This is a genomic window from Streptomyces sp. NPDC052236 (assembly GCF_044548015.1).
In the GTDB taxonomy this organism is placed as follows: Bacteria; Actinomycetota; Actinomycetes; order Streptomycetales; family Streptomycetaceae; genus Streptomyces.
Genome location: NZ_JBIUBL010000056.1, coordinates 1 through 22660, shown reverse-complemented (window position 1 = coordinate 22660; position 22660 = coordinate 1). Strand labels below are relative to the sequence as shown.

At 68.4% G+C, this 22660-nt stretch carries 19 protein-coding genes and 3 pseudogenes; 13 read left to right on the top strand and 9 right to left on the bottom strand.

Going from position 1 to position 22660, the window contains the following annotated elements; genetic code table 11:
* Positions 1-877: 877 nt before the first annotated feature.
* The 4 genes and pseudogenes from ACIHCQ_RS43515 to ACIHCQ_RS43500 all read left to right on the top strand — a co-directional run bounded on the left by ACIHCQ_RS43515 (position 878) and on the right by ACIHCQ_RS43500 (position 5700).
* Positions 878-1003, top strand: coding sequence for a hypothetical protein (locus tag ACIHCQ_RS43515; RefSeq protein WP_399674729.1), 126 nt, complete (start codon positions 878-880; stop codon positions 1001-1003).
* A gap of 323 nt (positions 1004-1326) precedes the next feature.
* On the top strand, positions 1327-1458 hold the full coding sequence (locus ACIHCQ_RS43510) for a hypothetical protein (RefSeq protein ID WP_399674727.1): 132 nt from the start codon (positions 1327-1329) through the stop codon (positions 1456-1458).
* A 22-nt stretch (positions 1459-1480) separates the two neighbouring features.
* Positions 1481-1787: pseudogene (locus ACIHCQ_RS43505) on the top strand (FadR/GntR family transcriptional regulator); the annotation flags it as partial.
* A 166-nt stretch (positions 1788-1953) separates the two neighbouring features.
* Entirely contained in the window at positions 1954-5700 is a 3747-nt protein-coding gene (locus ACIHCQ_RS43500; protein ID WP_399674725.1) for a chondroitinase-B domain-containing protein, read from the top strand.
* A 262-nt stretch (positions 5701-5962) separates the two neighbouring features.
* Here the strand turns inward: ACIHCQ_RS43500 and ACIHCQ_RS43495 are convergent, their stop codons facing one another.
* Both ACIHCQ_RS43495 and ACIHCQ_RS43490 read right to left on the bottom strand, forming a co-directional pair.
* Complete coding sequence (locus ACIHCQ_RS43495; RefSeq protein ID WP_399674723.1) at positions 5963-6538, bottom strand: hypothetical protein; 576 nt, start codon at positions 6536-6538, stop codon at positions 5963-5965.
* The gene (locus tag ACIHCQ_RS43490) at positions 6535-6876 is read right to left on the bottom strand and encodes a hypothetical protein (RefSeq protein ID WP_399674722.1); all 342 of its coding nucleotides are present in this window, start codon (positions 6874-6876) and stop codon (positions 6535-6537) included. Before ACIHCQ_RS43490 ends, ACIHCQ_RS43495 begins: the two co-directional genes overlap by 4 nt.
* A 682-nt stretch (positions 6877-7558) precedes the next feature.
* Here ACIHCQ_RS43490 and ACIHCQ_RS43485 point away from each other — a divergent pair.
* Positions 7559-8806, top strand: a pseudogene (locus tag ACIHCQ_RS43485) (SLC13 family permease).
* 105 nt (positions 8807-8911) lie between these two features.
* Here the strand turns inward: ACIHCQ_RS43485 and ACIHCQ_RS43480 are convergent.
* Complete coding sequence (locus ACIHCQ_RS43480) at positions 8912-9634, bottom strand: hypothetical protein (RefSeq protein ID WP_399674721.1); 723 nt, start codon at positions 9632-9634, stop codon at positions 8912-8914.
* A 180-nt stretch (positions 9635-9814) separates the two neighbouring features.
* Between ACIHCQ_RS43480 and ACIHCQ_RS43475 the strand changes: the two genes are divergently transcribed.
* Positions 9815-10603 carry an FHA domain-containing protein gene (locus ACIHCQ_RS43475; protein WP_399674719.1) on the top strand — a complete coding sequence of 263 codons (789 nt, stop codon included), beginning with the start codon at positions 9815-9817 and terminating at the stop codon, positions 10601-10603.
* 21 nt (positions 10604-10624) lie between these two features.
* Here ACIHCQ_RS43475 and ACIHCQ_RS43470 read toward each other — a convergent pair whose 3' ends face one another.
* Positions 10625-12544: a serine/threonine-protein kinase gene (locus ACIHCQ_RS43470; protein WP_399674717.1), complete on the bottom strand. Its 1920-nt coding sequence runs from the start codon at positions 12542-12544 to the stop codon at positions 10625-10627.
* A 274-nt stretch (positions 12545-12818) separates the two neighbouring features.
* Here ACIHCQ_RS43470 and ACIHCQ_RS43465 point away from each other — a divergent pair, with 274 nt between their 5' ends.
* Together ACIHCQ_RS43465 and ACIHCQ_RS43460 are read left to right on the top strand one after the other, a co-directional pair.
* Positions 12819-13601 (top strand): polysaccharide lyase family 7 protein, encoded by a 783-nt coding sequence (locus ACIHCQ_RS43465; RefSeq protein ID WP_399674715.1) that lies wholly within the window; start codon positions 12819-12821, stop codon positions 13599-13601.
* A gap of 558 nt (positions 13602-14159) precedes the next feature.
* Positions 14160-14720: a hypothetical protein gene (locus ACIHCQ_RS43460; protein WP_399674713.1), complete on the top strand. Its 561-nt coding sequence runs from the start codon at positions 14160-14162 to the stop codon at positions 14718-14720.
* 247 nt (positions 14721-14967) lie between these two features.
* On the opposite strand, the gene ACIHCQ_RS43455 is transcribed toward ACIHCQ_RS43460, so the two are convergent.
* Entirely contained in the window at positions 14968-15129 is a 162-nt protein-coding gene (locus ACIHCQ_RS43455) for a tetratricopeptide repeat protein (protein WP_399674711.1), read from the bottom strand.
* Positions 15130-15432: 303 nt separating this feature from the next.
* On the opposite strand from ACIHCQ_RS43455, the gene ACIHCQ_RS43450 reads away from it, so the two are divergent.
* Positions 15433-16170 carry a DUF6042 family protein gene (locus ACIHCQ_RS43450; RefSeq protein ID WP_399674731.1) on the top strand — a complete coding sequence of 246 codons (738 nt, stop codon included), beginning with the start codon at positions 15433-15435 and terminating at the stop codon, positions 16168-16170.
* Between the two features lie 250 nt (positions 16171-16420).
* Here the strand turns inward: ACIHCQ_RS43450 and ACIHCQ_RS43445 are convergent, their stop codons facing one another.
* Positions 16421-17242, bottom strand: coding sequence for a GTP-binding protein (locus tag ACIHCQ_RS43445; protein WP_399674709.1), 822 nt, complete (start codon positions 17240-17242; stop codon positions 16421-16423).
* Positions 17239-17808, bottom strand: a complete 570-nt coding sequence (locus ACIHCQ_RS43440; RefSeq protein WP_399674707.1) for an RNA polymerase sigma factor — start codon at positions 17806-17808, stop codon at positions 17239-17241. Before ACIHCQ_RS43440 ends, ACIHCQ_RS43445 begins: the two co-directional genes overlap by 4 nt.
* A gap of 493 nt (positions 17809-18301) precedes the next feature.
* Between ACIHCQ_RS43440 and ACIHCQ_RS43435 the strand changes: the two genes are divergently transcribed.
* Entirely contained in the window at positions 18302-18553 is a 252-nt protein-coding gene (locus ACIHCQ_RS43435; RefSeq protein ID WP_399674705.1) for a hypothetical protein, read from the top strand.
* A gap of 326 nt (positions 18554-18879) precedes the next feature.
* Here ACIHCQ_RS43435 and ACIHCQ_RS43430 read toward each other — a convergent pair.
* A pseudogene (locus ACIHCQ_RS43430) lies at positions 18880-18984 on the bottom strand (AAA family ATPase); the annotation flags it as partial.
* Between the two features lie 199 nt (positions 18985-19183).
* Between ACIHCQ_RS43430 and ACIHCQ_RS43425 the strand changes: the two are divergent.
* Together ACIHCQ_RS43425 and ACIHCQ_RS43420 are read left to right on the top strand one after the other, a co-directional pair.
* Positions 19184-19774, top strand: a complete 591-nt coding sequence (locus ACIHCQ_RS43425; RefSeq protein ID WP_399674704.1) for a GNAT family N-acetyltransferase — start codon at positions 19184-19186, stop codon at positions 19772-19774.
* Between the two features lie 361 nt (positions 19775-20135).
* Complete coding sequence (locus tag ACIHCQ_RS43420) at positions 20136-20450, top strand: hypothetical protein (protein WP_399674703.1); 315 nt, start codon at positions 20136-20138, stop codon at positions 20448-20450.
* Positions 20451-20683: 233 nt separating this feature from the next.
* Here ACIHCQ_RS43420 and ACIHCQ_RS43415 read toward each other — a convergent pair whose 3' ends face one another.
* Positions 20684-21040, bottom strand: a complete 357-nt coding sequence (locus ACIHCQ_RS43415; RefSeq protein WP_097289521.1) for a MerR family transcriptional regulator — start codon at positions 21038-21040, stop codon at positions 20684-20686.
* A gap of 425 nt (positions 21041-21465) precedes the next feature.
* Here ACIHCQ_RS43415 and ACIHCQ_RS43410 point away from each other — a divergent pair, with 425 nt between their 5' ends.
* A complete protein-coding gene (locus ACIHCQ_RS43410) occupies positions 21466-22371 on the top strand; it encodes an NADP-dependent oxidoreductase (RefSeq protein WP_399674701.1) in 906 nt (301 codons plus the stop codon).
* The last annotated feature ends 289 nt before the right edge of the window (positions 22372-22660 follow it).

The following is a 22660-nucleotide window of genomic DNA, read 5'->3' as shown; positions in this document are numbered from 1 at the left end:
GCCGCACGATCTCCCACAACCCGTCCGGAACAATCCATCCCCACTGGCCACTCCCCATGACCAAGCTCTACCCCAACTCACCACATAGGACACGGTCTAAACCCGGCGTCACCTTCAAAGGTTGCCTCCCCAAACCAGACGTCGCCCCCGAAGGCCGCCTCGTCGAAGGCTGTGTAACCGAGGCGGGCTGCGCCCGTAGAGGGATCAAGCAGCGCATCCAGCAGCTCCTCGAGCACTGGGACCTCCAGCTCGGTGCCGCGGTGGTCTACGGCGTCACCGGGGCCAAGTCTTCTGAAGTGGACGGCTCGTTCGTCAGCAGTGAGATGCCTCAGACACCGGTCATGAGGATCAGTCCGGCGGCCACGGCAACCGACCGGATCATTAGGGTCGGCACCCTCCACGCAGTGTGGCCAGTGTGGCGGAGTAGTGGGAGAGGACGAGGACGTCATACCCGGAGGGGACGGTTGAGCGAGCCGACCGGTTGCATGTACATGCTTCGCACGATGCTGGTGACAGGTAGCGCGCCGCCCTGGTGACAACCACCGTGCTTTGCCCGATCGAGGCCGCAGGCCAGCGGACGCCGATGGTGACAACTATGGTGCTTCAGCCCACTTCTGACGGCCCCGCCACAGAAGTGCTCTGGGTGGCGGGCCGTCCTCTTTCCCGACGTTGAATGTGAGGCCCTGATGAGCACTCCCGCGCCCCGGCGACCGCGCCGCCCATTCACCGGCTCGGCCGCGCCCGTACCGGTCGACCTGGCACGGGTGGGCCGCAGCTCGGTCCGGCGCCGCGCCCGGGGCATGACGCACGCGGACGCCGCGGCCGCGACCAAGGCCGCCGACACCGCACGGGAGCGCACCCCCAGTACCTGCTCATCATGCGGCTGGAGCAGCTGCGCGAGCAGGCTGTCGCCCGCACCGAGACGGCCGTGGCCGCGCGGTGGACGGACCGGCTGCCCGAGATCGCCTCCCGGCCCTCGATGGCGACGTCGCCGGGGCAGTGATCGCGTGAGTTTCCTGAGTCAACCTCTATGCCGCCAGAAGCGCCTCGGCGGGCTTGCTGGCCTTGCCGTTGGCTTGGTGGATGACGGGGTCGTAACAGGCTCGTCGCGCCAGCAGGCCCGCATCACCTGGAGCCAGGCGCGTGCCAGGATGCGGACGGCGTGAGCATGGCGTTTCTTACGGGCCCAGGCATCGTTGTAGATCTTGGCGGCCCAGTCGCATCCGGCAAGTCTCGATCGGTCACCTTCCGCTTCGCGACCAACCGCCGAGCCCGTCTCGCGATGACGACGTTCGCCGACAACAGCCGCCACAGCAGGCCCTGGAAGTGGCGGACCGGGCGGTGGTCCTGGTGCACGGCGAAACGGTGCTGAGCGGGCCCGCCGCGAGGCTCGCGGCGGATTCCGGGCTGCTGGAACGGGCCTACCTCGGCGAGCAGGCGCCGGCACCCGTTCCATGACCGGTGGCCGGGTGGCGCCGACGAGGCCGCGGGCCGGGCCGGCCGGCCCTTCGCGGAACTCGACCGGGAGTTCCACGAGTTGCTCTACGCCTCACTCGGCAACGCGCTCGCGCCGCAGCTGCTCGGTGCCTTCTGGACGGTGGTCCGCCGCGTCTCGGGCGCCCCGCGGCTGGACCGACGACCTGTCACCGGAACTGACGATCCGCCGCCACCGCGACATCGTGACCGCGCTGCGTGCCCGCGACGTGGCCGGGGCGCAGGAGGCGATGGCGGTGCACTTCCGGGGGACAGAGGCGCGGGCGGCTGAGGAGTCCCGGGGAGTGGGCTGAACGGTGTGGGTGAGGTGTGCGGGACCCGTCCCGTCACATGACTGACACAGTATCCCCGCACTTGGAGCACCACCTCAGGTGCGCCACCTCACGGTTTTGACCACAACCGTCCGGCCCCGGACCAGCCGTCTCGGTCGCCCGGGGCTGTCAATCGAAGCGAGGTCCTATGAGACGCATGTTTCATGCGCTGTTAGTGGGTGCGGTCGCCGTCGGAGTCTCGGGTGTGTTCCACCCGGTCGCGTCGGCCGACACCTCTCCGCTAGAGGTCACGGGCGTCACGGCGAGTGCCGATGACGGCAACGTTCCCGCCAACACCCTGGACAACAACCTGAGCACCCGCTGGTCGTCGCAGGGCGACGGGGCGTGGATCCGCTACGACCTCGGCTCGGCGAAGACCGTCGGGTCGGTGTCGCTCGCCTGGCACCAGGGGAACAGCAGAAAGAACACCTTCGACGTCCAGCTCTCCGACGACGGATCGTCATGGAAGACCGTGCTGGCCCGGAAGACCAGCAGCGGCAGCACACTTGAGCAGCAGAAGTACGACTTCGCCGATACCTCGGCCCGCTACGTGCGGATCGTCGGTCACGGCAACACGGTCAACGCCTGGACCAGCATCACCGAGACCGACATCTACGGAGCCGACGGCAGCGGCGGCGGTGGCGGCGGCTCCTGCGCGTACCCGGCCGACGTGCTGGACCTGACGAACTGGTACATCGGGCTGCCGGTGGGCGAGGAGGAGTCCCCCACCAACGTCTACCAGCCGGAACTCGCCACGTACGCGAAAGACCCGTGGTTCACCACGGCCGACGAGTGCGCGGCCGTCCGGTTCCGGGCCCCGGTCAACGGCGTCACCACCAGCGGCTCCAAGTACCCCCGCTCGGAGCTGCGGGAGATGACGGACTCGGGGGAGACCAAGGCGAGTTGGTCGTCCACGTCCGGCACCCACACGATGGTGATCGACCAGGCCATCACGGACGTTCCCAAGAAGACCCCGAATGTCGTCGCCGGGCAGATCCACGGCGGCTCCGACGACCTCAGCGTCTTCCGTCTGGAAGGCAAGAAGCTCTACGTCACCGACGGCGACGAAAAGCATCACAAGCTGGTGACGGAGGGCTACGAGCTGGGCACGCGGTTCCAGGCGAAGTTCGTGGTCAGCGACGGCAAGATCAAGGCCTACTACAACGGCGTGCTGCAGACCACGCTGTCGAAGAACTTCTCCGGCGCCTACTTCAAGGCTGGCGCGTACACACAGGCCAACTGCGACAACTCGGACCCGTGCAGCGCCGACAACTACGGCCAGGTGAAGATCTACGGGCTGAACGTCACGCACGGCAACGGCGGGGGCGACGGGGGCGGCGGGGACTCGACCGAGGCCGCCAAGCGGCACGGCTGGGGCACCCCGCTGCCGATATCCGACGAGTTCGACTACACCGGCCCGGTCAACCCCGCGAAGTGGGACGTACCGTCGGGCAGCGTCGGCGGCACGGCCCAATGCTGGGAGGGCCACGGCAAGAACGGCCGCCGGTGCGGGAAGAACAGCACCGTCGCGGACGGCATGATGACCATGCGGGGTGAGGCGAACGGCGACACGGGGTGGATCAGGCAGCACGAGGCCACCCAGTACGGCCGGTGGGAAATCCGGTCCCGCTCACGGAACACCGGCTCGGAGGGCGGGCTTTACCACCCACTGCACCTGATCTGGCCCACCGACGGCAACCGGCTCGAAAACGGGGAGTACGACTGGGTCGAGAATTCCGACCCCGAATCGCAGTGCCTCGCCGCATTCCTGCACTACCCGAAGAGCCCGTCGGACCAGAAGGAAAACCCCAAGCTCTGCCCCATGGACATGACGCAGTGGCACAACTTCGCCTTCGAGTGGACGCCCAAGGCGCTGGTCGGCTACGTCGACGGTGTCGAATGGTTCCGGCGGGCGGACGGCGCGAACGCCGACCGGGGGAACATCCAGGACATGCCCCTGGGGAACCTCGTCATCCAGCTGGACAACTTCACCGGCGACAGTGGCCTGCGCCCGGCCGTGTTCGAGGTCGACTGGGTCCGGACCTACGACATCGAGCCGGCGGGCGAGGACCCCACCGACCCCACCGATCCCGGCGGGGAATCCCCGGTCCAGGTCACGGGCGTCACGGCGAGTGCCGATGACGGCAACGTTCCCGCCAACACCCTGGACAACAACCTGAGCACCCGCTGGTCGTCGCAGGGCGACGGGGCGTGGATCCGCTACGACCTCGGCTCGGCGAAGACCGTCGGGTCGGTGTCGCTCGCCTGGCACCAGGGGAACAGCAGAAAGAACACCTTCGACGTCCAGCTCTCCGACGACGGATCGTCATGGAAGACCGTGCTGGCTCGGAAGACCAGCAGCGGCAGCACACTTGAGCAGCAGAAGTACGACTTCGCCGATACCTCGGCCCGCTACGTGCGGATCGTCGGTCACGGCAACACGGTCAACGACTGGACCAGCATCACCGAGACCGACATCTACGGAGCCGACGGCAGCGGCGGCGGCGGCGGGGATCCGACAGATCCAACGGATCCAACGGATCCGGCCCCCGTCCGCACGGTCCGTGTCGCGGACTCGACCGCGCTGAAGAGCGCGTTCGGCGACGCGCGGCCCGGGGACCGCATCGTGCTCGCGGACGGCACGTACTCGATCGGCAAGATGACCGGCAAGAACGGAACGGCCGCCCAGCCCATCACCGTCGTCGCGGAGAACCGCGGCAAGGCGGTGATCGGCAACGGGCAACTGGAGGTGGCGAACTCCTCCTACGTCACCTTCCAGGGGCTGAAGTTCACGAACAGCAACACCCTGAAGATCACCAGCTCGAACAACGTACGGCTGACCCGCAACCACTTCCGGCTGACCGAGGAGTCCACGCTGAAGTGGGTGATCATCCAGGGTGAGAACAGCCACCACAATCGGATCGATCACAACCTGTTCGAGGAGAAGCACCAACTCGGGAACTTCATCACCATCGACGGATCCGAGAGCCAGCAGTCCCAGTACGACCGCATCGACCACAACCACTTCCGTGACATCGGCCCCCGCGCGGAGAACGAGATGGAGGCCATCCGGGTCGGCCAGAGCAGCATCTCCCAGTCGAGCGGATTCACCGTCGTCGAGTCGAACCTCTTCGAGAGATGCGACGGTGACCCGGAGATCGTCTCCGTCAAGAGCAACGACAACATCGTCCGCCACAACACCTTCCGCGACTCACAGGGCGTCCTGTCCCAACGGCACGGGAACCGCGGCGAGTTCTACGGCAACTTCTTCTTCGGGGAGGGCAAGGCGGGAACCGGCGGGATCCGCATCTACGGCCAGGACCACAAGGTCTACAACAACTACTTCGAGGGCCTGACCGGCACCGGCCACGACGCCGCGCTGCAGATCGACGGCGGCGACGTGGACACCTCGGGCGCGCTGAACGCACACTGGCGCGTCTACCGGGCGACCGTCGTGAACAACACCTTCGTGAACAACGTGTCGAACATCGAGATCGGCGCCAACTACAACCTCGCCCCGGTCGACTCGGTCATCGCCGACAACGTCGTCACGGGCAGCCGGGGCAAGCTGCTCAACGAGGTCAAGAAGCCCGTGGACATGACCTACGCCGGGAACATCGCGTGGCCGACCGGATCGGCGACCGTCGGCGTGTCCGTGCCCTCCGACTCCGTCAGGCCAGTCGACCCGCTGCTCGCCTCCGACGGATCGCTGTACCGGATCGGTGCGGGAAGCCCGGCGATCGACGCCGGCACCGGCGGCCACGCCTTCGTGACCGACGACATGGACGGCCAGGCCCGAGTCGGCGGCATCGACGCCGGCGCCGACGAGCGCTCGTCGGCCACGGTCAAGCGGGCCCCGCTCAGCGCGACGGACGTCGGCCCCGGCGCCGTGTAGGACGCCCCGCGCGCAAGGACCGGTGGCGGGCCAGCCCCGCCACCGGTCGCACGTACGCGCTCGCTTGGCGAGGTGGACCTCTATGCCGTTATCGGTGTAGACCAGCGCGGCATAGGCGTTGACGCGATCAGGCACGATTCCCACGTCTGCGCTGACCGTTCGTCCGGTACGCCCGTCGACGACGAATGTTCCGTCCTTGCCCTTGGCGTAGAACAGATCCTTGAACTCGGCTTCCACGGTGGCGTTCCACTCGCCCGGGCCGTCACCCGCCGCCCGGCGCCACAAGATCTTGCCGGTTTTGTCCACCGCGAGCGCCCCGTCCTGCTTCGAGGCGCACAGCAGGACGGTGCCCCTCGCCGTGTTCGCAGCTCATGCGGCTGGTCAGGCCGGCCCGCCTGGACAGGACGAAGTCGCCGGTCGCGATCTCGATCAGCCGTGCCGGCTCGTCGGCGTCGACGAATTTGGCCAATGGTGTGCCGTTCCCTTTGACCGCCCAGGTGGTTCCGGCGGGCACCTCCTTGGCCCACAGGTCACGGCCGTTGGACGCGGCGACACCGGCCAGCGAGAATTCCTCGTCCGGCTCATAGCGGAACCCCAGAAGGGCGTCGCCGGATCGGCCGACCATCCCGAAGCCCGCACGCTGCCACAGGATGCGGGGCTCGTCGTCATAGGAGACCGCGAAGGTGCCTCCCATGAAGTCATCCTCCGTCCAGGTGACGGTCACCACACCGTCCCCGGGCTCAACCAGTTGCGCGCCGAGCTTGCCCTCCGGGTCTCCGTAGATGTCCACGGGAAGCCGCCAGATCAGCTTGCCGTTGTCCGCCCGGGCCGCGATCACCTCGACCCGGCCTGGGCCGAACCTTTGCCGTTCTTGGCGAGCTGGACCGGCACGACGGCGACCACGGCCGGTACACCGCCGATCTGCACCGACACAGGGAAAGACACGCGGCTTCGTACCATCTCGGCCTGGTTTTCGCTCAGATCGCGTGGCGCCGGCACATCGTACGTGGGCGTGTTCTGGGTCGTGATGTCGGTGACGGCCTTGCCCGTGGCCAGGTTGTACATCGTCAGGCCTGACGCGTGCGTGAGCCAGGCCGCACGCCCGTGCAAATTGATAGGAGGGAAGCCCTTCGGGCCGGTCGGCAGGACATGCGCCGCCTTGCTGTCGAACGCCAAGGGCGCCGCAGCCCGTGGATCGCCGCTGAGGCCGAGGGCCTTCCGGGTTGGCGAGCCGGAGGCCGCAGGACTGTCGCCTTCCCCGGACGAGCCTCCGGTGCACGCGGCCAACAGAGCCACTGCAGCCAGAGCGATGACACCTTCACGTACCGGACTTCTCATCCGACTCTCCGCGTTCCGTGACCTGTGAAGCTGACCTCGATCGGTGACCAGGTGGGCGCTCCTGATGTCAGCGCATTCGACCACTGGTGGACCGGGACCGGTCCCGACCGCGAATCGGGTGGAGCCCTCTGTCGCGAGGGGATGATGACAGCTGGGATCGATCTCGCCGCGGAGGCAGTCGGGATGGTCGAACAGGATGTGATCGCACAGCCGATGGGCCAGCCTCAGGCCGTACCCGCATTCACGGCCTCAGTCCAACGCAATCGAACAGCGCGGTACCCTCCGCGACCGCTCCCCAACATCTGTGCCAGAACCGAGAACTGGCAGCACCAGATCGACGGTGGGCCCGCGACCGTCGTGCGCATGCTGCGCGAGCACGACGAACAGACCGCCACGGCCGCGGCCTGAGCGTCACGTACGGCCACCTTGCGGCTGGTGTCCGCGGCAACGGACTATCAGGATCGAGGGGCGCGGTCCGACCTACAACGGGGCGGTGGTCAAATCCAGCCGCGCGGTATGGATGATCGATGCTGTGCTGCTTGGGTCCCTGTCCGTCGCCGCGCTGGTCGTGGTGCTGGTGTGCGCCGTCCTCCGCCCCTTCCGCTGGCCGGAGGCGGCCTTCGCGGTGCCCGCTGCCGCCATTGTTGGCGCGGCTGGCGCGATTCCGCTGGAGGAGGTGCGGGAGGAGGCCGCCCGGCTCGGGCCGATGATCGGCTTTCTGGCCGCTGTGCTGGTGCTCGCCAAGCTCTGTGACACGAGGGCGTTCTCCATGCCTGCGGGACATGGATGGCCCGCTGGGCCCGCCGCCGACCGCGCAGGCTGCTGGGCGCGGTCATCGCTCTCGCCTCGCTGATCACTGCCGTGCTCAGCCTGGACGCCACCGTGGTCCTGCTGACGCCGGTGGTGTTCGCCACCGCCGCGCGTATGGGGGCCCGGCCGGGCCCCCACGTCTACGCCAGCGCACACCTGTCGAACACGGCGTCCCTGCTGCTGCCGGTGTCGAACCTGACGAACCTGCTCGCATTCACCGCCACGGGGCTGACCTTCACACGCTTCGCGTTGCTGATGACCTAGCCGTGGCTGGCGGCCATCGCCGTCGAGTACGCCGTCTTCCGTCGCTTCTTCGCCGCCGAACTCAACGCACCCACCGATCCGACGGAGGCGGAAGGGCCTGCGGAGCTGCCGCTGTTCGCGCTGGTGACGGTGGCCGCCACCAGCGCCGTGGCTTCCGCGCTTGGCATCGACCCGGCGTGGGCCGCGGCGGCCGCGCGGCCGTGATGGCTGTACGCGCCGTGGCCCGACAGCACACGACTCCGGCCGCGATCGTGCGCTCCGCCGACCTGCCGTTCCTCGCCTTGGTCCTCGCCCTCGGCGTGGTCGTACAGGCCGTGGTCGCCAACGGCCTCGGCCACGCCCTCGGCGATGTCCTGCCTGACGGCACCACGCTGCCCGCCCTGCTGGGCATCGCCGCGCTCGCCGCGCTGCTCGCGAACCTGATAAACAACCTGCCGGCCGTCCTCGCCTCATACCCCTGGCCGAAACCTCCGGACCCGGCCCAGTCCTGGCCGTCCTGCTGGGAGTCAGTATCGGCCCGAACCTCACCTACGCCGGGTCCCTGGCCACCCTGCTGTGGCGGCGGATCGCCCACCACCACGACCACGACGTCGAGCTGAAGGAGTTCACCCTCCTCGGCCTGCTCACCGTCCCCGCCGCCCTGCTGGCCTCGACCCTCACCCTGTGGGCCTCACTGAAGATCATTAGCGCGTGACACAGCGCAGTCTCATCCCGCAGAGCACTTCGGTGCCCCGGCGGCGCCAAGCGCAGCCCGGCTACGGCCTGATGCCCGCGCGAGCGGTCCGGAAGCGCCGCTGGCTTACGGCCGTTCACCCTCGATCAGCCGCCGCAGCTTGTCGGCCAAGTCCTCGCTTTCGACGAGCTGGTAGAACGCCGTCGGGTAGTACGACTCTTCAGGGCAGGTGTCCGCCAGACTCGTGGTGCCGGTCATGGCGAACGTGGTGACCAGCTTGCCGGTCCTGGCCTCGAACACCCGGTAGGTGTAGCGGGCCGAGCGCACCTCGGCCTTCCCGTCTCCCGAGTTGGGGGAGCCACCGATATAGGTGCAGGTGCCGATGTCCCGGCTGTCGTGGCTGTTGTCGTTGTACTGGCAGACCACCAGTTGAGTGTCGTCACCGAAGTAGGCCGGCAGCCACTTGTCGGGCAGCTGAGGCTCCCTGTCGTCGTCACCGTAGTCGTCCGACTTGAACAGCACGGCCGGATGCGGGCCTTTGCCCGAGTAGGCCGGGCCGCTGGGGAGATAAGCCTTCACTTCGTCGGCCTCGAACGACTCCGTGAAGTCGCACGCCTCGTCGCTGGTGCGGATGACCTTCTGCGGAGGCGGCGAGAAGGAAGGGACAGCCGGGGACGAGCGGGTGGCCGAGGCCGACTTCGATGTCTTCCCGTCCGCCCTGGCCGGATCCTGGTCACCGGTGCAGGCCGTCAGCCCTGTCAGGCCGCCGGTGACAGCAACCAGGACGAGACCGGCCGTGAAGGGCCGCAGCGTCACGCCGACGCCGACCCGGCCCCTGCTCGTGTTCATCGGTCAACCCCTCAACTCGTCTGTCCGTGGGCGCCGTTGAACCCCGGCATCGGGACACGCATCTTTATACGGGGCCGTTTTGGGGAGGGGTCCCGCAGCGGACGCGGACACTGGTCAGTACGCCGTGCGCGCACCGAGCAGCACACGCAGCGAGAAGCCCATGAACCGAGGAGACCAGCGATGCCTTTCTCCGCCAGCCTCGCGCGAGGTGTCGCGCCCACCGCGCCCGGCACCCTGCATGCCCGTACGGTCACCGGCGGCCTCAGCGTCCCGCCCCGGCCGGGCCTGACCCTCTGCTTCGGGCGCGGCGAGAAGCCGGACGTGGACCTGGGCGTCGGCGTGGACGACCAGTGGGTGAGCAGGCGGCACGGCGAGCTGACGTACCGCCAGGGGCTGTGGTGGCTGCGCAACACCGGGCAGCAGCTCGTCCGGCTGCCCCGCGGCCAGATGATGCACGTGACCACGGAGCCGATCCCGCTCGCCACCGGGTACACCCCGCTGTTCGTGAAGGGCTCCGGCTACCGTGAGCACCTGGTCGAGCTGTATGTGGCGGGCCACGACGACCAGGGGCCGCTGTCTCGACGGGCCGCCGAGACCGTACGACCCGAGACCTGGGCGCTCGACGACGACGAACGACTCCTGCTGGTCGTCCTCGGCCAGCGGTACCTGCTGTACGAGGAGGACCCGCGGCCCCTGACGTACGCCGTGGCCGCCAAGCAGCTCGCCTACATCTGCCCGGACGGCAAATGGAACGAGCGCAGGATCGAGCACCGCGTCGAGGCCGTACGCCGCCGCCTGGACCGCACCGGCTTCCGGTACCCCCTGATGCACGACAAGTCGCAGGGCCGCCCCGGCGACAACAGGCTGCTGCACAACCTGATCAGGGGACTGGTGGAGTCGACGACGCTCGTACCGCCGGACCTGGACCTGATGGAGGACGACACGACCTGGCCGGACACCGCGCCCTGAGGGACAGTCACGCTCCCTGCGCTATCGCGCGCGGAGTTCGGCGGCGGCGGAGGTCGCGAGGCCCTCGGCCGTCTCGCAGAGCTTGTTCGTGGGCAGTTGCCCGCCGACGTCCAGGCGCACCATCTCGGCGGCCTCCTCGGCGTCCACGCCGCTGTACCTGCGGTACTCGACGAAGACCGCACAGGTGTCGTCGTCGGGTTCGACGACGGCGCGGTGTCCGCTGAGCGTGAGGGTCGCGCCGCCGTCCGCCGCGGACCTGGGCTGATCGCGGAAGAAGGCCACCTCCACATCCACATCGTCGACGTCGCTCGACCACTCGCAGCTCCAGTTCGCGACGCCGCGGACCGGCACGTCGACCTTGAGGCCGGGAACGGCGGACAGCGCCTCGGTGTCGAGCAGCTCGCAGGCGTTCGCCCAGGCCAGCGACGCGCGCGGGTAGGCAGGGGAACGACGGGGGATCGGGCCCCGGTCGAGGACCTCGGCCGCGCTCTCGGCGGCCTTGTAGGCGACCGCGCAGAGCGTCGCCTCGCCGCCGGTCATGGAGCCCTTGCCCATGTTGACGCGGACCCCGACCAGGGTGTTGTCGGTATCGCGGTCGGACGTCAGCAGCAGCTTGCACTCGTCGCTCTCCGACTCCTCCTCCCGGATACCGATCTTCCCGATGGTTCTGGAGGGCTTCGACCCCTCGGGCGGCGAGCCCTGGCGGAGGCCGATCGACACGTCGATCCGGGTCTTGTCGTCGTAGCGCACGAGCACGTCGCAGCGGTCGAAGTTCCCGTAGTCCACGTCCCGTTCGGCGTCGCCGCCGAACTGGACGAGAGCGGCAGGGTCCGCCAGGGCGCACACGTCGGCCGTGTGCGGATCGCCGATCAGAGCCTGCGGTCGGCTCTGGCTCTGCCCGGGCCCGGGAGCGGCCTTCCCGTCGTCGCCATGGTCCGGGATGACGACGAGTCCCAGAGCCAGTACGGTGCTGATGCCGACGGCCGCCGCGATGACCAGCCGACGCCATCGCCGGCGTCTGGCGGACTTGCCCTGAGAGGTGGCCGCGGGGGCGTCCGGCCCGGATCCGGCGACGGCTTCCAGGAGCCGCTTGGCCTCGGCCGCGTCGGGGCGGTCCCGTGGATCACGCTGGAGCATGGCGGTGAGCACCGGGTACAGCGGTCCCACGGCGGCGGCGTCCAACTCGACGACGCCCTGCTCGGCCCGCCAGTACCTCAGCCGCTCGGCATCCTCCCCGTTGTTCTCCGTCTCCCCGGGGGCGGCGTGCTCCTCGGGTTCGCCGCCGCGCGGCGGTGCGCCGGTGACCAGTGCGTGGAGGGTGGTGGCCAGGCAGAAAACGTCCGAGGCCGGGCGGGGGACGTTGCCCCGGGCCAGTTCGGGGGCGGCGTAGTCCGGGGTGAAGCTGAACGGGCCGTTGACCGTGATGGTCTCGGTGCCGCCGACCCGGTACGCGGCACCGAAGTCCAGTAACTTCGCGGCCCCGTGCCGGGTGAGGCCGATGTTGGCGGGCTTGACGTCGCAGTGGACGATGCCCGCCTCGTGCAGGGCGGTGAGCGCGTCGGCGAGTTGGGTACCGATACGGGCCGCCCGCACGGGAGAGCCCGGCGGCTGCCGGTCCAGGCCGCCACCGGGCACGTACTCCATGACGAACCAGTACGTCCGCGCCCCGTCCCCGCCCGTGTCCCCGCCCTTCTCCTGGGGCACGGTCACGACGTCGAACAGGGTCACGACGTGGGGATGGCTGCGGAACTTGGCCATGGCACGTGGCTCGCCCAGCAGCCGCCGCACCGCGGCTTCCTCCTGGCCCTCGACCCGCTCCGGTTTCAGCGCGACGTCCTGCCCCACCACTGTGTCGTGGGCCAGCCACACGTCACCGCTTCTCCCCGCGCCGATGACCTCCTTGAGGACATAGCGGTCGGCGAAGTCGTCCCCGGAACGCACGGATCTTCCCCCTCGGTCGAGTCCGGTACGCACACGGCCTGGGCCGCGCACGTAGAGCGAACCGTACTGCGTTCGGCGGTCAGTACGCAGCGTCTGCCCAGAGCCTTCATCAGTCGCACTCATGCGTAGAGGCGGTCGGATCGAGGGCGGTGGGAGGGCGGGGTGGACGGCCCGTCGGCAGTGAGGCGGCAGCGGCTCCGGGACCGGTCCCGACAGCGGCGTCTACGGTACGCATCGGCCCGAACCGAACACTCCGACAGAGCGGAAACCTTCCATGCCAAGGACCGAAATCCGCGTGCTGGCGGGCATCACCGCGGCCCTTTCGACCGTCGCGCTCACGCTGCCCGCCCAGGCCGACACCCCGGCCCTGTACGAGCGGGCGGCCGCCCGATGCGCCTACCCCTCCGACGTCCTCGACCTGACCGACTGGAAGCTGACCCTGCCGACCGGCGAGGACGAGGACCCCACCGAGATCACCCAGCCTGAACTGGCGACCTTCTCCGCCCGTCCCTGGTTCCAGGTCGACGCGGCCTGCGACGCGGTCCGGTTCCGGGCCGCTGTCAACGGTGTGACGACGGGCGGTTCCAGCTACCCGCGCGCCGAGCTGCGGGAGATGACCGACGGCGGCGAGGACGAAGCAGCCTGGTCCACCACGGACGGCACCCATACCCTCGTGGTCAGGGAGGCGTTCACGGCACTGCCCGAGGACAGGCCGTACGTGGTCGGCGCGCAGGTCCATGGCGGGGACGACGACGTCACCGTCTTCCGCCTCGAAGGCAGCAGCCTCTACGTCACCGACGGCGACGACCGCCACCACCACCTCGTCACCGACGACTACGAACCGGGCACCGAGTTCGAGGCCAAGTTCGTAGCCAAGGACGGGGAGATCGACATGTACTACAATGGCCGGCTGCAGACCACGATCTCCCACGACGGCGACACCAACTACTTCAAGGCAGGGGCCTACACACAGGCCAACTGCGACAACTCCGAGCCGTGCACCGACGACAACTACGGCGAGGTCCGCATCTCCCGCATTAAGGTCACCCACTCCTGACCGGCGGACATGTCGGCGGGCCGCTGGTCATGGCGGAGAACGGCGAGAACGATCGTGCGATCGCCTGTATCGGTCTCAGCCACCCCGGAGTGCGGCGCGCGCCTACGGCTCGGGGAGGCGGGCGAGGGCCTTGAGGGCCAGCTCCTGGGCGAGGGAGCACAGCCGCTCCCTCGGCGAGTCGCCGGTGACTCCCACGGTGACCACCTCGGTACGGCCCTCGGCGGTCGGTCCGGCCTCGCCGTACTCGAGGGCTGTACACGCCGGTTCGGGGACCCCTCCCGGAGCCGGTCCGGAGACAGAACGGGCGGACGGTCTCTGACCGGCGGCGCGGCAACACACGGACCACCTGTACCGTCACGGGGTTCGCGAGCGGCTACCGAGTGCGGCCGGTGTCCTGCTCCGTCGTGCCGACTATGATTGGTCTGGCCTCGTTGACGCGAGCCTGAACGGTCCCTCCCGCCGCTGTGTGAACGCTCCACGGCAACAGCAGCGAACTCACAATGACCAGGGATGCCGGAACCGGGACCGGTCCCTGCACAGTCCGTATTGAATATCCGCATGACCCACGCGCAGTCAGTTGCCCGCCCCCGCCCGCTTACCCGCGTTCTGCTGGCCGCGGCCGTGACCGCTGTGGTCGCGTCGTGCTCATCGAACGAGTCGGCCACCGACGGCACCGTCGCGGGGTCGGCGTCGGCTCCACCCACGGCCTCCGCCACTCCCACGGTCTCCAGCACTCCCACGAGCCCCACTTCTTCGCCCACACCGTCGCTGGCCGCTCCGGCGGATGGTGAGAATTCCCGGGCGTGTGCGGACGGCACCTGCGAGATCCGAGTGACCGCCCCGGTCACGGTGCCGCTGCCAGCACGATTCGGTCTCGGCCCGATCGAGGTGACCGCGATCAACGCCCAGACGGTCACGATGGTTGCACCGCTGCTCCAGTCGGAGTTCTCCAGCGACGGTGGGTGTGAGTCCACTTTCACCGGACCGGCGGCGAACTCCTCCGCCTACGTGTCTCTGACCTGCCACACGGGCGACAAGGCAGTCATCAACGAGCTGAACCTGCAGGCTGTCGGCGTCACTGACCAGGCCGCCATCATCCGCATCCGGCCCGCGGCGTGAGACCAGGAGGTAGCGGGCACTCTCGAGCTGCTGAAGGGCGATCAGGCTTTCGGGTCGCCGGGCCGGCACACAGCGGCCGTGCCCTCGTCCTCCCCAGCATGGTGTTCGGTCCTGCTCATGATGCCTGGTTCTTGTCCATCCGCTCGCGCATCGCTCACGCGGATCGCCTTCCCTGCCTGGGCGCGGGCCTTGACGCTGTATTGCGGCCGGGCCCGGCCGAAGCGGGCGGGGGCGTGCCGGGCCGCCGTCAGCTCAGCTCCTCCAGTTGCCGCCGTACGTCGGCCGTCAGCGGGTCGTCCGGGCCCAGCGCGCGCTCGCACCGCTCCAGCGTGTCCCGGAGCAGCTCCACCGCCTCGCCCCTGCGCCTGCGGGACGACGCGTAAAGCTGGGCTAGTGGCTCGGCTCGCATCGTTGGCCGGGTAGTCGACGTGTTGCCCGGTGGTCAGCAGACTGTCTTCAGGACCTGATCTTGGAGGTGGTCGTGGGACGTCGACCGAGTGTGTTCGTCCGGGCCCAGCTGCGCGCCTCACCAAGATGCGGGCCGGTCAGCACCGTGCTGGAGGCACCGTTCCGGCATACGGCCTGAGCAGGGACCGAATGGGTGGCATGCTTCCCTTTCCACCCGTTCTGCAGGGGAGAGAGAACATTGGTCGCGCTTGAGCCGCCGAAGAGCTGGACCGAGCAGGATCGCGAGCATTACCTCCAGCAGGTCATGCGTGGCGGGTGGACGCGAATGCGGCCGCACTCGCTCACGTTCCTGCTCCTGGGCGTGGGGATCGCGGAGAACGGAGCCACTCGTGATGACCTGAAGCGTGGGGTCCGGAACGTCGACAACCCGGAAGGCGACCTGGATGCTTCCTGCTGGGAAACCCCTGAATCGCTCGACGAAGATGAGCATGCCAAGCAGCCAGCGCACATCCAGGCTGCTGAGCGTTATGCAGCACACTACGGGCGGCCGCCCCTGCGCACTCACACCGATGTCCTGGACCTTCTCATGGCCGCAGGGATCATCTACGAAGTGCCGATCGAGGCCGGTGTGCCTCGCCTCTACCCCAAGGTTCCCGCACCAGCGCCCGCAGAGGTGTTCCCCCTGGACGAGGAAGAAGCCGCCATCCAGCGGCAGCTTCGGATCGACAGCGCATACGAAGGCGACTCGTACCGCATCATCGAACTCTTCGAACCTGACGGGCAGCGCCCCAAGGAAGTAGTGACCAGCCTGGACCGGCTCGCCCGCCTCCTCCAGGGAAACGTCCACGACGCACGTGAGACGGTCCGCCTCCTGACGGAAGCGGGAGACTTCACTACCAGCCTCGACCTCACCGACCTCCCGTCGCACAAGGTCTTCCGTATCCGGTGCGACTGGGACCGGTTCGACGAGGAACGCATCGGCATTCACGGCATGACCGAGGACGGCAGGCTCTCTGTGACGCTACCCAACAAACTGAGCTGACCGCCCACGCCGATCAGAGGAGGGAGGCGAGGGATGCGTGAGGCCGTCTGGTTCACCCCGGGCGCCACGCCATCCGTCCCCTCGAATCGGTCAGTGCCGACACGGCCCTCCGGTCTCCCGGATGGCCGCCGCGGACATCAAGGAGCGCCCGCGCCATCGCTGCCAGCCCCTCCCTGAGGCCTGATACTGCAGCTCCCTGCGGTATCAGGCCATGAGCGTCGTTGTGGTGGTTGGTGCCCTGCGCTTCAGGTCACCGCAGTAGGCCCTCCAGTTGCGTCAGGAGCACGAGGGCAGTCAGTTCTTCGGAGAGCTCGGAACTGTCCACGGCTACCGGCGCAGCGCGCCTGCGCCGTGCCAGGCTTTGCTCCAGGGCATGACTGACCAGAGTGATGAGCACTTCCCTGGCAGAAGTCTGCCGACGCGTGTCGCCAAACATCACGGGGATGTTCGCAGAGACGTTCAGCGCGGCTCGGACCGCCGTTTCGCTGTACTCGATGGCTCCCTCTTCCTCGTTGATGGCCACGACATAGGGCATGCCGTTGGTCTCGAGATAGTTCAGGGCGTCGAAGCAGTCACTCAGGCGCTGCGTGTCTGCGAGGACAACCGCCCCGATCGCGCCACGCGCCAGCCAGTCCCACGCCGTGAGGCCGGGGCCTTGCGGGGTGAAGAGGTACAGGACGATGTCTTCGGAGATCGTCATGCGTCCGAACTCCACCCTGCCCTCCGGGACGGGACTGCCCCGCTCGTCCCCCAGCGGATCGGTGGTGATGGGGGCGATCTCGCTCAGCTGTCGGACGAACTCGCTCGTGCCGGCCTGTGCGCCGCCCACCACAAGGACCTTGGCGGAGCCTGACGTGTTCGCGTCGCCGGGCGTCTCGGTAGCGGGGATCGGCTCGGGGGGCACGTCCTCGGCCATCCATGCCATCAGCCTGTCAAAGCCTTCTTCGTACAGTTCCAGGGGAATGGGGTCGACAACCCGGTCGAGCTGTCTGAGGACGTCGTCCATGCTGGTGAGCTTGCGTGGTTCGGCGTCACTGGAGCCGATCCGGTAGGTCTGTTCGTCGTTGCTCATCGGGCCACCTCCTCTCCAGGAGTCTTCTCCCACCAGTCGGAGGGGAAGACCACTTCGGTTCCGAACTCCTCGACAAGCACGCGGCGGGCGTTACGCAGATGGACACGGACGGTGCTGGGGCTGAGGGCCAGATGCTCCGCGATCTCCCGCGTCGTCCATTCCCCCTGCCACCGCAGCAGCGCCACCCGTCTTTGCGCCGGCGGCATGGCATCGATCATCCTCCAGCACCGTTGCAGCAGGAGATGGGAAAGCGCCTCGCGAGAGGCGTCTTGATCGGCTGCCGTCTCTGGAACCTCCGACACCGGGACGTGGCGCCGCGCCGCTCCCCAGTGGTCGAACACCTTGTGCTTCAGCACCCGAAATAACCACGCCCGCTGCGCATCCCGGTCGAGGCCGCGGAGCCGGTCCCATCGCTGCGCGGCGGCCTGGAACACTTCTTGGGTCAGGTCGGGCGCCGCATCGGATTCGTTGTGCAGCAGGCGGCCGGCGAAGCTGAGCAGTTCTCGGCCGAACTCACGGTAGAGCGCGCCGACTTCGGCCTGGTGTTCTCGCGGGATACGGATCACGGAGACTCCTGATCCGTGACTGCGGCGTCACTGGCCGGACCGTCGCCTACCCGGACCCAGAGCGCCGGACCGCCCGTACCTCGCGCCTGAACCAGCCTGGTTCCGGCTGGAGCGCGTGTCGTGACGGCAACCAGTGTCTTCCGGCGTGAGCGTTCCGCCATGAGCCTCAGCACGCCCGTACTCAGCAGAACAGCACCTGTCGCCGGCCACGCGAGTTCGTTCAGCACTACCTCCCTCCACATGATCGTCCTCCACTTAGCGGCGGTGTCGTGATGACCTTCATGCCTATACATCTCCCGAACGGCTCAAAGCGTTTAGTCCCACTTCCGGCAAGGAGGCCTCGTGGATGAGCACCATCGGTGCCCATCCCCTGCCTCTCCGAGGCCGGCTTCGGCCGATCCGTGCAGGCGAGACGGTCTTTCACCTCTTCGCGGAGCTCCGAGAGCGGCATCGCAGCCTCAACAGCCCAAGTGATAGAGGTCACAACCAAGTTGTGCGAAAGTGCGCGGACCCTCTCGGCATCGCACTGCTCAACACCATCTTCGCCAGCGTCCTCGCCGACTCCATGGCCGGCCAGAACCCCAAGGACCCCGCCGTCCTCGTCCAGGCGGGCCTGGACGGCTACGCCGCCGCCTACTGGTGGTCCGCCGCCTTCTTCGCCGCAGGCCTGATCATCAGCTTCGCCCTCTACCGGCGCGGCGTCCCCACCCAGAACCCCGACGCGACCCCCACCATCCACATGTGACACACCACCACCCCTCATACGCGGCCCGCCGGACATCCGGCGGGCCGCGCTCACGTGGGTATCGCGGGTTCCGGCCTCGACGGCCGGGCACGCGCAACGGCCGGTGGGGGCCGTTCCCCGCAGGCGGGGGAAGGCGACGGCACCGACAAAAGGCGGCATCGTCCGTACCCATGGCACGGTGCCCTGGCCCCCGCCATTCGTCACCGCAGTCCGGTCAGCCATCGCACGCCGGCGGCCAGTCCGGGAAAGGCATGCCGGCGGCCATGAGGGGGTGGGGCGGCGGGCCATCGGCACCGCCGGAGCCGCCGTCCTCACCGGGGATGAACTCAGCCGGCCGCGACGCGTTCGGCCTGCGCCTTGGTGTGGGCGAGGCGGTAGGACTCCGGCCCGGTCTGGATAATCGCACCGTTGAAGGTCAGCCGGTCGACAAGCATTCGTCGGTCATGGTGGGCGGCTGACGATGTGTCGGCCGGATTTCCCGCCGCGGCGTCGGTGATGGTCTCTACAGTTGCCCCATGGCTTCTGATGACCTGCCTGAAAAGATCCGGGACCTGTGGCGGCGTTCGGAACATCGGAACGAAAACCGGCACAAAGGATTCGTTAGCCCTGGCTGATCCAAGGAGAAGAGCCATGACCGTCCAACTGGCAGACGGCATCACGTTCGAGGAATTCGACCCGCTGACGAAAAGGGACGTCGACAGCCTGCAGGAGATGTTCACTGACTACCTGCTGGAGGAGTTCCAGCGGATCAACGAGCTCGCCTTCGGCAGCCTCGCTGCGGGCTACCTGATCACCACTTTCATCCACGTCGACGGTCAGGACGCCGGGTTCATGGCGCTGGACGCCGGCCGGTACGCGGTCGAGATCATCTACGTCAAGCCCGAGTACCGCGGACGGGGACTCGCCACGCTCGCCCTGCGGCAGGTAGCTAGCGCGTGCCCCCAGAAGCTGGCTCTGAAGACACCTTTGTCGCCTGGGGGCGAGGCCCTGGCCGACCAGCTTGACATGGCGCGGGCCGACAACTTTCCGCACGAGGAAGCGAAGAACGAGGAAGCGCTGCGCACCATCCGGGACGGCATCAAGGCCACCTGTACGCACGGCAAGAGGGTCGGCAACCCAAGGAAGCCGTGCAAGCGCTGTTACCAGAAGACCCTGCGCCGCTACGCGGCATTGGGGCTCGGCAAGTACGTTGCCGCAGAGCGGGCAGTGGCAGGGCGCTAGACGGGGTTGAGGAACATCGACGTCAAAACGGGCGCTAAGCCCTCCGGAACCCGATGCCGCAGATAACGGGGCCGCTTCGCGCATCCCGAGGCGCCCTGAACCGCAGCTCACGGTGACCGATAGCACGGATATCGGGCCATTATCTGCGGCCGTCACGGAGGGTACAAGCGCCGGTTTTCGCTCGGATGTTCCTCAACCCCGACGACGTCCTCGCCGCGCTCACCCAGCTGACGAGACCCGGGCCGCGCTGGACACCCTGGAGCGTAACTTCACCCGGGCTGCCCGCAAGCGCGGGACCTCCTGGCAACAGGTCGCCGACGCCCTCGGACTTGCCACCCGTTCCAGCGCGGAGAGCCGGTACGTGCGGCTGGAGCGCGACGCCGCGAACTACCGCGGCAACCGCTACCCCGAGCGGCAGCGTGCCGAGCGGGCCCGTGACCGGGCCGGTGACGCCTGGTGCCGGGCCAACGAGCCCCGCCTGCGCGCCGCCGTGTGGAGCCTGGCCGCCCTCAACGACGAGTGGCCGCAACTGGCCCGCACTGCCTCCGCCGACCGTCTGGTCACCTGGCACCGCGAGCTCGACGCGCCCGCCCTCGCCGCCCGGCTGCGCTCGCTGCGGCTGATCCTCGACTCCTACGGCGCCAAGCTGCCCGCCGACACCGCGATCGTTATCTAGTGCTGTCAAGTGTCTCTACAGGTCAACGGGTTGAAGCGATGTAAGGCAAGTTAGGCATGTACGAGTGGGCTTCGCTCGGCCGAAACCGTGGAGGCGTTGATCGTCCATGGCGGGTACAGGGGAGGGGTGGCGGTGGCGCTCACGGACCCGACCGGGTGGGGAGACCTGTTCACGCGCGATGTCGCCCGGTAGATGCCGGATAGGTCGGGGCCCCACCCCTCGCGACGGGTTGATCAGTCCTGCGCCACGTTCGCCGCGGTCACATTCTCGATCACGCGGCCGAGTTTGGTCTTGGCCCGGGTCAGGTCCTGGATGCGTGCGGCGATGCGGTCGCGTTCGATGATGAGCTGGTCGAGCATGGCGGGGGTCGCGACGCCGGTGCTCACGCACGGCAGGAGTTCGACGACGGTACGGCTGGAGAGGCCGGCCGCGAAGAGGTCCTGGATGAGCTGGACCCGCTCCAGGGCTTCGTCGGGATAGTCTCGCTGCCCACCGGGCGTCCGCGCCGATTCCAGGAGCCGCTGTTCCTCGTAGTAGCGCAGGGCCCGCACGCTGACCCCTGACCGCCTGGCGAGCTGTCCGATGCGCATGACGCAGGCCACTCCCTTCCCGCTCGTACCTCACGTTGACGTCAGGTTTAGGCTAGCAATACCGGCTCCGGGGGCAGCCCTGGGGGCCGATCGAACCGTTGCCGGCGCCGAGATTGATCATGACCTGGTGGCGGACCCGAGGGCGTTCACGCGGTTCACGTACGCACGGCAGTCCTCGCGTCGTGCCGGGATCGCCGAGCCCGCCCGAGGGCACATGGGTGTCGACCGTTACGGGCGGCGTGATCCCTCGTAGTGGCGCAGGCCCCACGCTCACCCCCGCCCGCTCGGCAACCTCACCCATCCGCGCCTGCCCTCCTCCGGCAGGGCGGCAGTTGCGGCTTGCACCTCACGTCAACGTCAGGTTCTAGAGTGACGAGTGTCGGATGAACACGTCATTCCGGCCCGTCAAAGTAAGGCAGACCATTATGCGCGCAGCCCGGTTCCACGAATACGGCGGAGCGGAGAGCCTGGTGATCGAGCAGGCCCCCGACCCCCACCCCGGACCCGGTGAGATCCGTGTCCGCGTCGCGGCGGCCAGCGTCAATCCCATCGACTGGAAGCTGCGCGCCGGCGCCCTGCACCAGCTGATTCCCCTGGAGCTGCCCGCCATTCCCGGGCGCGACGGCGCCGGTGTGGTCGACGAGATCGGCGACGGGGTGCAGGGGGTGAGCATCGGCGACCGTGTCTTCGGACTGGGCGGTGTCACCGGGGCGACCGCAGAGCTGCTCATCCTCTCGGCCTGGGTGCACACCCCCGCCACGTGGAACGACGAGCAGGCCGCTGGTGCCGGTCTCGCGTCTGTGACCGCGATGGGTGGACTGAACGCGCTCGGCTCCCTCGCGGGGCGCACCCTTCTCGTCGAGGGCGCCGCCGGAGGCGTGGGCAGCGCGGCGGTCGAGATCGCGGTAGCGCAAGGTGCCACTGTGATCGGGACAGCCAGTGAACGCAACCACGAGTTCCTCACCTCTCTCGGCGCCGTTCCCACCACCTACGGCCCCGGCCTCGCACAGCGCCTCACCACCCTCGCTCCGCACGGCGTCGACATCGTGCTCGACACCGCGGCCTCCGGCTCCCTGGACGACCTCGTCGCGATCACAGGTGACCCGAAGCGCGTCGCGACGGTCGCCGACCACGCGGGCGGGCAGCACCTGGGCACGCATGTGGTCAACGCGGAGAACGATTCCACTCTCCTGTCCGCGGCGGCGGAACTGGGCGGGCAAGGCCGCTACACACCCCGTATCGAACAGGCCTACCCCCTGGAGCGGATCGCCGACGCCCACGCGCACGCCGAGCGCGGACGCACCCGCGGAAAGATCGTGATCTGCATCTGAACAGGCCGATCTGTATCTGAAACAGGCCCACGAGGTAGGTAACTCGCAACGTGCGGGCCTTCGTGGCGAGCGTGCCCTCGATCGGTACCGGCGAGCTGGCGGTCCGAAGCGGGCCGATCTCCATGGCGCCTCGTCAAGCAGGCCGCCCCCACTCGGGCACCGCACGTGGCACATGAGCCGTCGTCCACGGGGCCCTAGGGCCTGTTCCAGGTTCAGATCATGTTGTGGGGCGGAGGCTGCGGAGCCAGATGACCGCTCCGCGGAGGTGGAGTCCCGCGAGGTAGCTGGT

What these genes read in the sequence shown, in the direction of transcription:
- ACIHCQ_RS43515 (WP_399674729.1), top strand. Translation starts at nt 878, where the DNA reads ATGCGGCTGGAGCAGCTGCGCGAGCAGGCTGTCGCCCGCACCGAGACG.
- ACIHCQ_RS43500 (WP_399674725.1), top strand. Translation starts at nt 1,954, where the DNA reads ATGAGACGCATGTTTCATGCGCTGTTAGTGGGTGCGGTCGCCGTCGGA.
- ACIHCQ_RS43480 (WP_399674721.1), bottom strand. Translation starts at nt 9,634, where the DNA reads ATGAACACGAGCAGGGGCCGGGTCGGCGTCGGCGTGACGCTGCGGCCC.
- ACIHCQ_RS43475 (WP_399674719.1), top strand. Translation starts at nt 9,815, where the DNA reads ATGCCTTTCTCCGCCAGCCTCGCGCGAGGTGTCGCGCCCACCGCGCCC.
- ACIHCQ_RS43465 (WP_399674715.1), top strand. Translation starts at nt 12,819, where the DNA reads ATGCCAAGGACCGAAATCCGCGTGCTGGCGGGCATCACCGCGGCCCTT.
- ACIHCQ_RS43460 (WP_399674713.1), top strand. Translation starts at nt 14,160, where the DNA reads ATGACCCACGCGCAGTCAGTTGCCCGCCCCCGCCCGCTTACCCGCGTT.
- ACIHCQ_RS43455 (WP_399674711.1), bottom strand. Translation starts at nt 15,129, where the DNA reads ATGCGAGCCGAGCCACTAGCCCAGCTTTACGCGTCGTCCCGCAGGCGC.
- ACIHCQ_RS43450 (WP_399674731.1), top strand. Translation starts at nt 15,433, where the DNA reads ATGCGTGGCGGGTGGACGCGAATGCGGCCGCACTCGCTCACGTTCCTG.
- ACIHCQ_RS43445 (WP_399674709.1), bottom strand. Translation starts at nt 17,242, where the DNA reads ATGAGCAACGACGAACAGACCTACCGGATCGGCTCCAGTGACGCCGAA.
- ACIHCQ_RS43425 (WP_399674704.1), top strand. Translation starts at nt 19,184, where the DNA reads ATGACCGTCCAACTGGCAGACGGCATCACGTTCGAGGAATTCGACCCG.
- ACIHCQ_RS43415 (WP_097289521.1), bottom strand. Translation starts at nt 21,040, where the DNA reads ATGCGCATCGGACAGCTCGCCAGGCGGTCAGGGGTCAGCGTGCGGGCC.
- ACIHCQ_RS43410 (WP_399674701.1), top strand. Translation starts at nt 21,466, where the DNA reads ATGCGCGCAGCCCGGTTCCACGAATACGGCGGAGCGGAGAGCCTGGTG.